This window comes from Plantibacter lichenum (genome assembly GCF_050587525.1).
Classification (GTDB): Bacteria; Actinomycetota; Actinomycetes; order Actinomycetales; family Microbacteriaceae; genus Plantibacter.
This window is the reverse complement of the sequence record NZ_JBOBFT010000013.1, coordinates 1-14,401: the sequence shown is the minus strand read 5'-3', so window position 1 is coordinate 14,401 and position 14,401 is coordinate 1. Positions and strand designations below refer to the sequence as shown.

10 protein-coding genes and 1 pseudogene are annotated in these 14,401 nt (G+C 66.2%); 6 read left to right on the top strand and 5 right to left on the bottom strand.

From position 1 onward, the window contains the following. Window positions 1–53 precede the first annotated feature (53 nt). The 4 genes from ACQ3HB_RS16460 to ACQ3HB_RS16445 form a co-directional block, all read right to left on the bottom strand. A complete protein-coding gene (locus ACQ3HB_RS16460) occupies window positions 54–1,574 on the bottom strand; it encodes a xylulokinase (protein ID WP_430921422.1) in 1,521 nt (506 codons plus the stop codon). 131 nt (window positions 1,575–1,705) lie between these two features. Further along, window positions 1,706–2,899, bottom strand: a complete 1,194-nt coding sequence (gene xylA / locus ACQ3HB_RS16455) for a xylose isomerase (RefSeq protein ID WP_430921420.1) — start codon at window positions 2,897–2,899, stop codon at window positions 1,706–1,708. A 152-nt stretch (window positions 2,900–3,051) separates the two neighbouring features. Beyond that, entirely contained in the window at window positions 3,052–4,119 is a 1,068-nt protein-coding gene (locus ACQ3HB_RS16450; RefSeq protein ID WP_430921419.1) for an ABC transporter permease, read from the bottom strand. Window positions 4,120–4,210: 91 nt separating this feature from the next. Next, window positions 4,211–5,791 (bottom strand): sugar ABC transporter ATP-binding protein, encoded by a 1,581-nt coding sequence (locus ACQ3HB_RS16445; RefSeq protein ID WP_430921418.1) that lies wholly within the window; start codon window positions 5,789–5,791, stop codon window positions 4,211–4,213. A 412-nt stretch (window positions 5,792–6,203) separates the two neighbouring features. On the opposite strand from ACQ3HB_RS16445, the gene ACQ3HB_RS16440 reads away from it, so the two are divergent. From ACQ3HB_RS16440 to ACQ3HB_RS16415, 6 genes are all read left to right on the top strand, one after another. After that, complete coding sequence (locus ACQ3HB_RS16440) at window positions 6,204–7,250, top strand: substrate-binding domain-containing protein (RefSeq protein ID WP_430921416.1); 1,047 nt, start codon at window positions 6,204–6,206, stop codon at window positions 7,248–7,250. Between the two features lie 155 nt (window positions 7,251–7,405). Beyond that, on the top strand, window positions 7,406–8,617 hold the full coding sequence (locus tag ACQ3HB_RS16435) for a Gfo/Idh/MocA family protein (protein ID WP_430921594.1): 1,212 nt from the start codon (window positions 7,406–7,408) through the stop codon (window positions 8,615–8,617). A 122-nt stretch (window positions 8,618–8,739) separates the two neighbouring features. Then, the gene (locus ACQ3HB_RS16430) at window positions 8,740–9,741 is read left to right on the top strand and encodes a sugar phosphate isomerase/epimerase family protein (protein WP_430921415.1); all 1,002 of its coding nucleotides are present in this window, start codon (window positions 8,740–8,742) and stop codon (window positions 9,739–9,741) included. A 99-nt stretch (window positions 9,742–9,840) separates the two neighbouring features. Beyond that, on the top strand, window positions 9,841–11,160 hold the full coding sequence (locus ACQ3HB_RS16425) for an ROK family protein (RefSeq protein ID WP_430921413.1): 1,320 nt from the start codon (window positions 9,841–9,843) through the stop codon (window positions 11,158–11,160). A gap of 19 nt (window positions 11,161–11,179) precedes the next feature. Beyond that, window positions 11,180–12,469 carry an ROK family protein gene (locus ACQ3HB_RS16420; RefSeq protein WP_430921411.1) on the top strand — a complete coding sequence of 430 codons (1,290 nt, stop codon included), beginning with the start codon at window positions 11,180–11,182 and terminating at the stop codon, window positions 12,467–12,469. A 298-nt stretch (window positions 12,470–12,767) separates the two neighbouring features. After that, on the top strand, window positions 12,768–13,943 hold the full coding sequence (locus ACQ3HB_RS16415; protein WP_430921410.1) for an MFS transporter: 1,176 nt from the start codon (window positions 12,768–12,770) through the stop codon (window positions 13,941–13,943). Between the two features lie 305 nt (window positions 13,944–14,248). Here ACQ3HB_RS16415 and ACQ3HB_RS16410 read toward each other — a convergent pair. Further along, window positions 14,249–14,398, bottom strand: a pseudogene (locus ACQ3HB_RS16410) (HNH endonuclease); the annotation flags it as partial. Between the last annotated feature and the right edge of the window lie 3 nt (window positions 14,399–14,401).

The following is a 14,401-nucleotide window of genomic DNA, read 5'->3' as shown; positions in this document are numbered from 1 at the left end:
CTTGTGCGCCCCGACGCGAGCACCCCGACACGAGCACCCCGACGCGAGCACGGCTACACGAGCACGGCTTCACGGTCGGCGAGACCGGACGCCGAGGAACCGGCCGCCGCCGCGGTGGCCGCCGCGGCAGCAGCCGCGTACTGCTCGCGGATCACGGCCCGATGGTCCGGGGCGGGTTCCGCCACGACGTCGAGGGGCCATTCCGGGCGGGAGCCCGTGAGTGCCCACACGGCCTGGACCGCGCCTCCGTCTGCGACGTACTCGCCGGGCTTCGGGATCACGATCGGGGTGTCGAACACCTGTGCTGCGATCCGTTGCACGGCCGGGTTCTGGGCCGCTCCACCGACGAGCAGGAGTCTGGTGTCCTGCACGCCGACGGCTCGTACCGCGTCGAGCCCCGCTGCGAGACCGCACAGCATCCCCTCGATCGCTGCACGGGCGACGTTCGCCCGTGTCGTCGAACCGATGGTGAGCCCCGTGAAGCTCGCGGTCGCATCGGGCAGGTTCGGAGTGCGTTCGCCTGCGAAGTAGGGGACGAGGACGACTCCGTCCGCACCGGGTTCGGCCGAGAGCGCGAGGTCGGCGAAGTCGGCGTGGTCGACGCCGAGGAGCTCTGAGACCGAGCCGAGCACCCGTGCCGCATTGAGCGTCGCGACGAGGGGGAGGAATTGTCCGCTCGCGTCCGCGAACCCGGCGACCGCTCCGGTCACGTCGGTGACGGGGTCCGGCGTCACCGCGAACACGGTCCCGCTCGTCCCGATCGACACGACGACGTCGCCGGCTCGTGCGCCGAGTCCCAGAGCCGCCCCCGCGTTGTCGCCCGCCCCTGCAGCGATGACGATTCCGGCGGGGATGATGCCGGCGGGGAGAGTGCCGGACGCGCCGTCCGGCGTGACGCCCGCTCGTTCGCCGGGACCGAGGATGCGCGGGAGGACCGCTGCGTGGCCGAGCGCGAGGTCGACGAGTTCGCGGTCGTAGTCGTCGGTGACGGGGCTCCAGTAGCCTGTGCCACTCGCGTCGGACCGGTCGGTCGTGAGCGCGCCGAGATCCGGTCCCGCCGGGTTCTCGGTCCGTTCCGCAGCGGTCGTGTTCGGTCCGTGACCGAGAAGGCGCCAGGTGAGCCAGTCGTGGGGGAGCGCGACCGCAGCGACCCGGGCGGCGTTGTCGGGTTCCGCATCGCGGAGCCAGCGCAATTTCGTCGAGGTGAAGGAGGCGACGGGGACCGATCCGCTTCGCGTCGCGAGGGCATCCGCCCCGAGCTCGTCGATGAGGTCGAGGGCCGCCGGAGCCGACCTCGTGTCGTTCCAGAGCAGTGCCGGACGGATGACCCGACCGTTCGCGTCGAGCGTGACGAGGCCGTGCTGCTGTCCGCACACCGCGAGCGCTGCAACATCGTCGAGCCCTCCCGCATCGATGATCGCGGCTTGCAACGCGTCCCACCAGGCTGCGGGGTCCACTTCCGTCCCTGTCGGGTGGGTCGCTCGTCCTTCGCGGACGAGTGCTCCGGTGTCGGCGTCGCGGATGACGACCTTGCAGCTCTGTGTCGACGAATCGACGCCTGCGACGAGTGTCACGGGATGGCCCCTGTTCTGTGCTGGTGGGTGTCCTGGTGGTGGTGTCCTGGTCGTGGTGCGCTGGTGGTGGTGCGCACGGTGCGATGGCGCCGCCGGTGAGCCGGCGGCGCCATCGTGTTCCGGGGGAGGTGTTAGCCCCGTGCTCCCATGAGGTGCTCGATCGTCAGCTGCTGCAGACGGACGAAGCCGTAGCCGTTGCCACCGAAGTGCGCTTCTGCGTCGTAGTCCTCGTAGGCGCTGCGGTCGGCGAGGAAGTCGTCGTACGACTCCCCGGCGTTGAGCGTCGGCTGGGCGAGCTCGGCGACACGGGCGGCGAGCAGTGCCTCCTGCACGTCAGGGTCCGCACGGAACGCTTCCGTGCGCTCCTTGAGGAGGAGGTACATGCGCATGTTCGCCTTGACCGACTCCCACACGCCGTCGATGTCCTCGGTGCGGGACGGCTTGTAGTCGAAGTGTCGCGGACCGGTGTAGGACGGGCCTCCGCCGGGGCCTCCGTGCTCGAGGAGGTCGACGAGCGAGAACGCGTTCTGCACGTCGCCGTGGCCGAAGACGAGGTCCTGGTCGTACTTGATGCCGCGCTGACCGTTGAGGTCGATGTGGAAGAGCTTGCCCTGGTAGAGCGCCTGGGCGATGCCGGCCGTGTAGTTGAGCCCGGCCATCTGCTCGTGCCCGACCTCCGGGTTCACGCCGAAGAGCTCCGGGCGTTCGAGCGTGGAGATGAACGCGAGAGCGTGGCCGAGGGTGGGGAGGAGGATGTCGCCGCGCGGTTCGTTCGGCTTCGGCTCGATCGCGAACTTGATGCCGTAGCCCTTGTCCTCCGTGTACTGCGCGAGGAGGTCGACGGCTTCACGGTAGCGCTCGAGTGCGCTCTGCACGTCCTTCGCGGTGTCGTACTCGGCGCCTTCCCGACCGCCCCACATGACGAAGGTCTTGGCGCCGAGTTCTGCGGCGAGGTCGACGTTCCGCATGACCTTCCGAAGCGCGAAGCGCCGGACGCCGCGGTCGTTCGAGGTGAAGCCGCCGTCTTTGAAGACGGGTGCGCTGAAGAGGTTCGTCGTGACCATCGGGACGACGATGCCGGTGTCGGCGAGCGCCTGCTTCATCCGGTCGATCTGCTTCTGGCGTTCCGCATCGGTCGAGCCGAAGGCGAAGAGGTCGTCGTCGTGGAAGGTCAGCCCATATGCGCCGAGCTCGGACAGTTTGTTGATGCCCTCGACCACGTCGACGGCCGGTCGGGTCGCTGGACCGAAGGGGTCCGTTCCGTTGTACCCGAAGGTCCAGAGGCCGAATGCGAAGCGGTCGGCGCGGGTGGGAGTGATCGTCATGAACTGGTCTTTTCTGTTCGGCAGAGCGTGCTCTGCTGGGTGTTCTGGGTGTTCTGGGTGTTCTGTGGTGTTCTGGGTGTTCTGGGTGTTCTGCGGTGTTCTGGGTGGAGAGCGAAGCTGCGTTGGTGGAGCAGTGGGCTGGCGCGGTGCGCTCAACCGCCCCGTTTCGCCCGAGCGGCGAAGCGCTGCTGCAGGAGCACGGCGGCGACGATGATGACGCCCTTCGCGATGGCCTGCACCGAGGTGGACAGGTTGTTCTGCGTGAAGACGTTCGTGAGGGTCGCGAAGATGAGCACACCGAGGACGGTGCCCATGATCGTTCCGCGTCCACCGATGAGCAGTGTTCCACCGACGACGACGGCTGCGATCGCGTCGAGCTCGTACAACGTGCCGTGGGTGGAGGTTCCAGCGGTCGTCCGACCGAGCATCATGAGCCCTGCGATGCCGGCGGTGAGGCCAGCGAGGACGTACAGGTACACGAGGTGTCGCTTGACCTTGATGCCTGCCAGTCGTGCGGCTTCGAGATTGCCGCCGATCGCGACCGTGCGACGGCCGAACGTCGTTCGGTTGAGGAGGAACCACCCCGCCACCACGACGACGATGAAGATCCAGATGAGGACTGGGATACCGAGGAAGTCGCCGCGGAAGAAGTCGAGGAAGCCCTTCACGTTCACGATCTGGGTCGTCCTGTTCGCGAGCACTTCCGCGAGTCCCTTCGCCGCGACGAGCATGGCGAGGGTCGCGATGAACGCCACGACGTTGCCGTAAGCGATCACGACCCCGTTGATGAGGCCTGCGCCTGCACCGACCGCGAGGGCGATGACGACCATGAAGACCCAGCTCGTCTGGTTCGCGAACTGCTGCACCCACGCCATCGTCGCGACGACGGAGGAGAGGCCGAGGACGGAACCGACGGACAGGTCGATGCCTCCCGCCGTGATCACGAAGGTCATGCCGATGCTGACGACGCCGATGATGGAGGCGTAGCGGACGATCGTGAGGACGTTCTCGATGTTCGCGAAGCGGTCTCCAGCGGTGATCGTGCCGACGATGAACAGCACCACGAGGGCGATGATGAGGCCGATGCTGCGTGCGGCGGAACCGCCGAACAGTCGGCTGAAGACGTTTCCGGAGGTGCTTCCGGTGTCGCCGGAGTGCGGCGCGGGTCCGCCGGACGGGTCGAGGGTGACCTGTCCGGCCGCTGTGGTGTGCTCGCTCACGCGACGCTCGCTTTCTCGAGGATGGTGCTCACTGGGATTCGGGTTGGGGCTGCGATTCTGCTGTGCGCTGGGGGCCGAGCGGTGCGCTGCATCATGCTGCGCTGCCCTGCATCACGAGGTCGAGGACGCCGTGTTCGTCGATCTCGCTCGTTGCGGTCGTGTGGACGACTCGTCCTTCGGCGATCACGAGGACGCGGTCGGACAGGCCGAGCACCTCGTCGATCTCGCTCGAGATGACGACGACGGCCGTTCCCGCTTTCGCGAGCGCACGGATGAGCGAGTAGATCTCCGCTCTGGCTCCGACGTCGACGCCTCGTGTGGGTTCGTCGAGCAGGAGCACTCGTGTGCCGTGGACGAGCCAACGGGCGAGGAGGATTTTCTGTTGGTTTCCGCCGGAGAGCGTCCGTGCTGCGCGGTCGGGGTCTGCCGGACGGAGTTCGAGCGATTCGAGTTCCGTGCGTGCGACGGAGCGTTCTTCACGTTCGTTGAGGAATCCGAAGCGCGCCCACCGGGTGAAGGTGGCGAGCGTCACGTTGCGGTAGACGGGCTGGTCGAGGATGAGCCCCTGGCTCTTGCGTTCCTCGGGGGAGAGGCCCATGCCGGCGTGGACTCCCGCTCGGACGGAACCGGCGGGGAGTGCCTTCCCGTCGACACGAACGGTCCCTGAGCTCGCTCTCCTGGCTCCGTAGACGGTCTCGATGATCTCGGAGCGACCGGAGCCGACGAGACCTGCGAGCCCGACGATCTCACCGGCTCTGACGTCGAAGCTCACGTCGCGGAAGACGCCGTCGAGGCTCAGCCCTTCGACCGAGAGGAGGATGGGCGCGTCCGCGGCGATCGGGGTCGCGGCCGGGAAGATGTTGGTCACGGAGCGACCCGTCATGAGCTTGATCAGCTCCGCCGTCGGCGTGTCGTCGACGGGCAGGTTGTTCGCGACGCTCGCGCCGTCTTTGATGACCGTGATCCGGTCGCCGATCTGGCGGATCTCCTCGAGGCGGTGCGAGATGTAGATGACCGCGATGCCTGCTGCCGTCAGTTCCCGGACCACGCGGAACAGGTTCTTGACCTCCTCGGAGTCGAGGACCGCGCTCGGTTCGTCCATGATGATGAGCTTCGTGTCGTGGGACAGTGCTCTCGCCATGCTGACGATCTGTTTGTTGGCGGCGGACAGGTGGGCGACCTCGCGGGTCGGTGGGATGCTGCCGTGACCGAGGCGCGTCATGATCTCGCGAGCCCGCTTGTTCGTCGTCCGGCGGTCGGTCACGCCGGCCGTCGAGTACTCGTGACCCAGGAAGATGTTCTCGGCGACGGTGAGGCCGTCGACGACGTCGAGTTCCTGGTACATCGTGGCGATGCCGAGTCCGAGTCCCGCGACGGGATCGGTGATGGCGAGCGTCTCGCCCTGCCAGGTGATGGTTCCTCCGTCGGGCTGGTGGACGCCGGAGAGCGTCTTGATGAGCGTCGACTTGCCGGCGCCGTTCTGACCGAGGACGCAATGGACCTCTCCCGGGATGACATCGAGGTCGACGCCTTTCAGCGCCTGGACTCCGGCGAAGCTCTTGGTGAGGCCGCGCACCTGCAGGAGCGGAGCTGGCAGGGGCGATGCCTGCTGATGTGGTGCTCGAGCTTCGGGCTCCTGGCCCGACGCCGCAGCATGGTCGTCGTTGATCATGGAGGCAACATAACAGAATTGTTGTGGCTGTGCACGCAATTGTTGCGATGGCGCTCGAACAGGGGCTTCCCGCGGATTCGTTCTGCCCGAGAATCGCGATTATGCTCGCGAATGCCCGTCGGTGAGCCGGTGTTGCACTGAAGTATCTCGACGTCGCGCGGTTTGTTGTCGTCCACCATGCCGAGGAAGCCGTTGCTGAAAAGTGACCGAAATTAATCCAACACTCGGTGCAGAAGTCTGTTATGTTGCATCAAACGTCAATGTGGACTCTCGTCGAGACGACGGCATGAACCCCCTGTGCCGCAGCTCGCCAATGCACCCTCCTCGTTGGCGCGCACTGCACTCTCACCCGCATTCACCGCATGGGGCCGCACTCAGCTGCAGCCACGTGCATTCACCCAGGAGGAAACACATGCTTGCATCACGCACGCTGCGCCGTCGGCTGCTGATCGCTTCGGGCGCTTCGCTCGCCGTCATCGGTCTCATGACCTCGTGTACGGCCGGGACGACCGAATCCACCTCTGCCCCGGCGGGCAACTCCGCCGAGGACAACGCCAAGGCCGGAGACACGATCACGATCGGCTTCTCCGGTCCTGCCGCCGACCACGGTTGGCTCGGCGCCATCAACACTGCCGCCCTCGCCGAAGCGAAGAAGTACAGTGACGTCAACCTCGTCGTCGCCGAGGGCACCAACGACGCCAACCTGCAGATCAGCCAGGTCGAGACCTTCATCAACGACAAGGTCGACGCCATCGTCCTCCTGCCGACCGACGGTGCAGCACTCACCGACGTCGCCATCAAGGCCATGCAGGCGGGCATTCCCGTCATCAACGTCGACCGGGAGTTCTCGAGCACCTTCGCCGCACGCACGACGATCCTCGGCGACAACTACGGCATGGGCGTGAGCGCCGGTACGTACATCTGCGAGCAGCTCGACGGCAAGAAGGACGCCGTCGTCGCCGAGATCGCCGGCATCGACAGCCTTCCGCTCACGCAGGAACGCAGCAAGGGCTTCAAGGACGCGCTCGATGACTGCGGTCTCGACGTGACGAACCGCGTCGCAGCCGACTTCACGGTCCAGGGCGGTGAGGCTGCAGCATCGCAGCTCCTCGCCTCCGCACCCAAGATCGACGCCATCTGGAACCACGACGACGACCAGGGCGTCGGCGTCCTCGCAGCCATCGACGCTGCGGGTCGTTCCGAGTTCTTCATGGTCGGCGGCGCCGGATCCGCGAACGTCATGCGTTCCATCAAGGCCGACGACACGGTTCTCAAGGCGACGGTCATCTACCCGTCAACGCAGGCCGCAGACGGCATCGCGCTCGCTCGCCTCATCGTGCAGGGCAAGGGCATGAGCGACCTCGTCGAGTCGAGCGTTCCCCGCAAGGTGCAGCTGTTCGCACCGGTCGTCACGAAAGAGAATGTGGACGTCTACCTGCCGAGCGCTTTCGAGAGCTAAGCAGCCGCACCGATCTGGTGCCCGGCCGCTCGGGTGCCGTTCCACGACCGGGACGGCACCCGAACTCCACCACCTGTACCAGACGCATCCACACACCACAGAAAGAGAGCAGCAGCGTGACCGTGAGTGAACCAGGACCCGGACTTCGGGTCGCGATGATCGGCGTCGGCTTCATGGGAGCAGCGCACTCGCAGGGATGGAGGGTCGCTCCTCGATTCTTCGACCTCAGTGCCCAGCCGGAGATGGCCGTCCTCGTCGGTCGCGATACCGCTCGCACGGCCGCTGCCGCCGACAACTGGGGCTGGGCGGAGTCCTCGACCGACTGGCGTGAGGTCATCGCCCGGGACGACATCGATGTCGTCGACATCGTCACTCCGGGGGACTCCCACGCCGAGATCGCGATCGCTGCGCTCGAGGCCGGCAAGCACGTCCTCTGTGAGAAACCTCTCGCCAACACCGTCGCCGAGGCCGAAGCGATGACGGAGGCCGCGGCTCGTGCCGTCGAGCGCGGTGTCCTCGCGATGGTGGGCTTCACGTATCGTCGGGTTCCCGCGGCGACGTTCGCTCGGGACCTCGTCGCCTCCGGTCGCATCGGTCGGATCCGTCAGGTGCGTGCGTCCTATCTGCAGGACTGGCTCATCGACGAGCAGAGCCCGATGACCTGGCGCCTCGACAAGCAGCTCGCCGGCTCCGGTGCGCTCGGCGACATCGGTGCGCATGCCGTGGACCTCGCTCAGTTCATCACCGGTCTTCGGCTCGCCTCCGTGTCCGGTGTCCTCGAGACGCTCGTGACCGAGCGGCCTCTCGAAGCCGACGGTCGTGGGCTGTCGGCATCCGCTGGTGGACTGACGGGTGGACAGACGGGTGCCGGGTCTGCAGGTGCAGGCACGAGCTCGAGCACGGCCAGCGGCACCGTCACCGTCGACGACGTCGCCCTCTTCACCGGACGGTTCGAGAACGGTGTCCTCGGGTCGTTCGAAGCGACGCGCTTCAGTACGGGCCGCAAGAACGCCCTTCGCATCGAGATCGCCGGCTCCGCAGGTGCGATCTCCTTCGACCTCGAACAGCTGAACAGCCTGCAGCTCTACGACGCGACGGCTCCCGCCGGCGAACAGGGCTTCACGACGATCCTCGTCACGGAGCCGGAACACCCCTACATCTCGGCCTGGTGGCCGGCCGGTCACCTGCTCGGCTACGAGCACGGGTTCTCCCACCAGGCGCGCGACTTCGTCGAAGCGATCGCGGCCGGTGTGCAACCGGAGCCGTCCTTCGCCGACGGGCTCCAGGTGCAGCGTGTCCTTGATGCCGTCGAGACGAGCTCGGCCAACAACAGCGTCTGGACTCCGGTCACTGCCGATCGAGTCTGAGACACCGGGACCACGTCGCCGGGATCATGTCACCGGGATCACTTCCCGGAATCCTTCTCCCGGAACGATCCTTCCGAACCCTCTCCCCGAAACACCTCCACGAGACCTAGGAGCAGAACACCATGGCACGACCGATCACCCTGTTCACCGGCCAGTGGGCCGACCTTCCGTTCGAAGAGGTCTGCTCGCTCGCAGCGGGCTGGGGCTATGACGGCCTCGAGATCGCCTGTTGGGGCGATCATCTGGACCCGTGGCGCTGGGACGACGAGGAGTACGTCGCGGGCAAGCTCGCGACGCTCGAACGTCACGGACTCCAGGTGTTCGCGATCTCCAATCACCTGAAGGGGCAGGCGGTGTGCGACGATCCCATCGATCAGCGTCATCGTGACATCCTGCCCGATGTGGTCTGGGGTGATGGAGACCCTGAGGGCGTCCGTCAGCGTGCCGCGGAGGAGATGAAGAACACGGCTCGCCTCGCGGCGAAGCTCGGCGTCGAGACCGTCGTCGGATTCACGGGTTCCAGCATCTGGAAGTACGTCGCGATGTTCCCTCCCGTGTCACAGGAAGCGGTCGACGCGGGGTATCAGGACTTTGCCGATCGCTGGAACCCGATCCTCGACGTGTTCGACGAGGTCGGCGTCCGGTTCGCCCACGAGGTCCACCCGTCCGAGATCGCCTACGACTACTGGACAACGGTACGGACGCTCGAGGCCATCGGGCATCGGAAGGCCTTCGGTCTCAACTGGGACCCCAGTCACTTCGTCTGGCAGGAACTCGATCCGGTTGCCTTCATCCTCGAGTTCGGTGAGCTGATCTACCACGTCGACTGCAAGGACGTGAAGATGAACACGGGCAACGGTCGCAACGGTCGGCTCGGCTCCCACCTCGCCTGGGCGGACCTCCACCGCGGCTGGGACTTCGTGTCCACCGGTCACGGTGACGTCCCCTGGGAGATGAGCTTCCGTGCGCTCAACTCGATCGGCTACGACGGTCCCATCTCCGTCGAATGGGAGGACGCGGGCATGGACCGACTGCTCGGCGCTCCTGAAGCCCTGGCGTTCGTGAAGCGGCTCGCCTTCGAAGCGCCGACGGCCGCGTTCGACTCGGCGTTCAGCACGCGCTGAGCGCACGCGCGTGAGGCACCGGGGCGGCTGGATCGCAGCCGCCTCGGCGCAGCTGTGCCTCCGCTCACCGATCTCATGAGAGCCGAAGACAGGGGACCGATGTCCAGGACCGAACCACCACTGTTCGGTGAAGCGCGTGCCGCGACCACGAACGACCACACCCGTCGGACCAACCTGTCGCTCGTGCTGTCCCTCGTACACCACCAGGGCACGTTGACGAGAGCCGAACTCGCCAGGGCGACGGGGCTGAACCGATCGACGGTCGGAACGCTCATCGGCCAGCTCGGTGAGCTCGGCCTCGTATATGAGACGGCACCGGGCAGCAGTACCGGTGTGGGGAGGCCCAGTCCTCTCGTGCACGCGGATCCAGCCACCGCTGCGCTCGCCGTCAATCCGGAGGTCGATGCGATCACGATCGGTCTCGTCGGGCTCGGTGGGACGGTCATCAAACGCATCCGCTACGAAACGGCGCATCTGCCGACCGCCGAGGAGGTCGCGAACATCGCAGCGGCGGTCATCGCCGGGATGCGTGCAGAGCTCGACGCCTCCTATCGCATCGTCGGCATCGGTGTGGCTGTTCCCGGTCTTGTGCGTGCGGATGACGGTGTCGTCGGCTACGCACCGCACCTCGGGTGGACGGACGAGCCGATCGCTCAGATGCTCGCGACCGCAACCGGCTATCCGGTCCATGCCTCCAATGACGCCTCCCTCGGCGCCGGGGGAGAGATCCTCTTCGGAGCAGGGAGGGGGAGTCTTGACCTCGTCTACCTCAACGGAGGGGCCAGCGGCATCGGTGGAGGAATCATCAGCGGTGGCAGTCTGTGCGGTGGTGCAGCGGGCTATGCGGGTGAACTCGGACATACGCTCGTCCGCTCCGGTGGTCGGCTCTGCCACTGCGGTGCCGTCGGATGCCTCGAGACGGAGGTCAGTCGCGCCCGCCTCCTCGAGGTCGTCGGTCTCGACGGCGGCGACAGCGATGACCTCGAGCGTGCCCTCGCCGCATCGACCGATCCCGCCGTCGCCGCGGAGGTGCAGCGGCAACTCGACTATCTCGCCGTCACCCTCCGTGGTGTCGTCAACGTCTGCAATCCCGAACGCATCGTCCTCGGTGGCTTCCTCGCGACGCTCTTCGCGCTCGACGAGCAACGACTCACCGATCTTGTCCTCTCCGAAGCGCTCACCGGCCCTGCAGACGGCGTCACGATCCATCGCGCTCAGTTGGGATCCGACCTCCTGATGATCGGTGCGGCTGAGCTCGCCTTCTCCGGTGTCCTCGCCGATCCTGCAGCGGTCACGGCCGCGATGGCTTCCGTGCGTCCGGCGCAGGCGTACAGTGTGAAGGTCTCCCCGCGCGGTGGGATCGACGGCGCCGACGGTGTCGTCGGAGCACCAGCACCGGTGACGACGAAACACCGGTGATGAAGAGAAAGGATGCTGGATGTCCACCTCCGGCGTCGAAGACTCCTCCCCGGTACAGGCTGCACAGTCGCAGGATGCAGGGCCGAAGGGCGCCGGGCAGGCACGGACACCCATCAAGGGCAACAACCTCGACGACGTCCGCCGGAACAACCTCTCGGCAGTCCTCGAGATCGTCCACACGAGTGGTGCCGTCTCCCGTGCGCAACTGACGCGTGAAACCGGACTGAACCGGTCGACCATCGGTGCGCTCGTCGCAGAGCTCGTGAGCCTCCGTCTCGTGACTGAAGCGGAGCCGAGCGGAACGAAGCAGGTCGGACGTCCTTCACCGGTCATCGTTCCGAGTCGGAAGACCGTGGCGCTCGCCGTCAATCCGGAACTCGATGCGGTGACCATCGGTCTCGTCGGTCTCGGCGGTCAGGTCATCAAGCGCATCCGCTACGACACGACTCGCATCCCGTCTGCCGCTGAGGTGGTGAACATCGTCTCCGCCGTCGTCGCCGGGATGCGGGATGAGCTCGATCAGGTCTACGACACGGTCGGTGTCGGTCTTGCCGTTCCCGGTCTCGTCCGTGCGAGCGATGGACTCGTCACGCTCGCTCCTCACCTCGGGTGGCACGACGAGCCGATCTCCCGGATGCTGCACGATGCGCTCGGGCTCCCCGTCCATGCAGCGAACGACGCTTCGGTCGGCGCGACCGCGGAGAGCATATTCGGTGCGGGTCGTGGGGTCGATGATCTCGTGTACCTGAACGGTGGTGCGAGCGGCATCGGTGGTGGCGTTCTCAGTGATGGGCGGCTCCTCGGTGGCGTCAGCGGCTACGCGGGTGAACTCGGGCACACGCTCGTCAACAGTGCTGGGCTCGTATGCCACTGTGGTGCGGTCGGATGCCTCGAAACCGAGGTGACGCGTGGTGCTCTGCTCGATGTCCTGGGACTCGAGAGCCATCGAGGCAATGATCTCGAAGCGGTCCTTCTCGACGCGTACCGTGATCCTGATGCCGTCGATCCTGCTGTCGCTTCGGTGGTCGACCGTCAGCTCGACTATCTGGGCGTGGCGCTCCGCAACATCGTCAACGTCTTCAACCCTCGTCTCGTTGTGCTCGGTGGGTTCCTCGGAGCGCTGTCGGAGGTGGCTCCTGAGCGGTTGGAGAGTGCTGTCGCTCGAACCGCGATGATCGGCCCTCGTGACGACGTCACCATCACTCGTGCTGCGCTCGGTGGCGATCTGCTCATCGTCGGTGCTGCTCAGCTCGCGTTCGCTCCTGTGCTCGCCGATCCTGCTTCCGTCGCTCAGGTCCTCGCCAGCTGACCTCCGGCTCGCTGAGCGTGTCGAAGGGTGTGCTGCCGGTCCCTGAGCCTGTCGAAGGGTGTGCTGCCGGTCCCTGAGCCTGTCGAAGGGCAACGAGTTCAGCGACTGGACGATGGCTTTCCGAGTGCCGTGCTTTCCTCCAAGCAGCGTGCCCCACCCAGTAACGTGTCCCTCCCAAGCTCGTGCTCTCCTCCAAGAAACAGGGTTCATCCGTTCCATGGCTCGTCGTCTCTTCGTCCGCGTTCGTCGGCTCGCTTCCTTCGGTCGCGCTGGGGATCGGGTTCCTCTGCCTCGTGACGTGCGTGTGCTCGGAGTCGTTGCCTTCTTCGTGATGCTCGGCTTCGGTGTCGTCGTACCCGTGCTTCCTGTCTTCGTTCGGAGCTTCAACGTCGGGTACGTCGAGGTCGGTGCTGTCGTCTCCGCGTTCGCTCTGATGCGGCTGATCGCGAATCCGTTCGTCGGATGGGTCGTCGACCGTGTCGGCGAACGAACGGTTCTCGCGATCGGCATCGGTATCGTCGCTCTGTCGAGTGGGCTCGTCGGGATCGCGGTGGACTATCCGCAGGTGCTCGTTCTGCGTGGTGTGGGAGGCATCGGTTCTGCGATGTTCTCCGTCGCTGCGATGACCCTGCTGCTCCGCACCACCGATCCGGCCCGTCGTGGTCGTTCGGTCGGCTTCTACCAGGGCGGATTCCTCGTCGGTGGCATGGCCGGTCCTGCTGTCGGTGGACTTCTTGCGTCCATTTCCTTGACGGCTCCGTTCTTCTTCTATGCGATCACGCTCACGATCGCGGGTGCGATCGGTCTGTTCCTGTTGAGCGGGAAGGAACAGGTCTCGACGTCGACCGATGCCGTTCCTGTCCTTCCGCCGACACCGTTCCGAGTTGTGCTCCGGGATCGACGGTTCCAGTCCGCTCTCCTCGCGAACTTCGCTTCGGGGTGGTCCGCGATGGGGGTTCGTGGAGCTCTCGTTCCTGTGCTCGTCGTCGAGGTGCTGCACGATGAGCCGGCTTGGACGGGAATCGCCTTCGCCGTTGCTGCTGTCGTCCAGACGATCGCTCTCGGTCCGGCCGGACGCTTCGTGGACTCGGTGGGTCGTCGTCCGGCGATCATCGGTGGGTTCGCGGTCGGTGCAGCTGCGATGCTCGCGATGCCGTTCGCGACCGAACTGTGGATCCTCATCACTCTCCTGTGCGTCTACGGTGCCGCTGCAGCGCTGATGGGCACTGCTCCCGCTGCTGCAGTCGGTGATGCGGCCGGTGGTCGAGGTGGTCGTCCGGTCGCTGTGTTCCAGGCGGTTTCTGATCTCGGTGCGATCATCGGACCGCTCGCTGCCGGTGCTCTGCTCGATGCATTCTCCTTCCCTGCTGCGTTCGCGTCTGCGTTCGTGTTGATGCTGGCTGCTTCGCTGTTCGCTCTGCGAATGCCTCGTGAGCGTGCCAGTGCTACCGATGGTGCTGTTACTGCTCCGTGAGCCGTCCGGCGCCGTAAGCTATATCCTCCGTTCCCTGAGCTTGTCGAAGGGTGGGGGTCTGGGTGGTTGGGGTCATGCACTTCGACAGGCTCAGTGACCGGGGTCGGGCGTCTGCGGGCAGGGTCTGGTCCCTGAGCTTGTCGAAGGGTTGGGGTCTGGGGTGGGTTGGTACGGGTTATCCGGTGTTGTTGGGGTGGAGTGTGCCGCCGCGTCGGGGGGGTGCGTGTCCGGTCGAGGTGGGCTGGCGGGATGAACCACGGGGACCCGTCACGGATCCGGATGTCCCACCCGTCGGCATGCACCCGATGGTGGTGATGTGAACACAGCAGGATGCCGTTGTTGAGGTCGGTGGTGCCGCCGGTTGACCACCAGGTGATGTGGTGCGCTTGGGTGTAGGCGGGTGGGTGTGGGCATCCGGTCCAGGCGCAGCCGCCGTCGCGTTCGGCGAGGGCGATCTT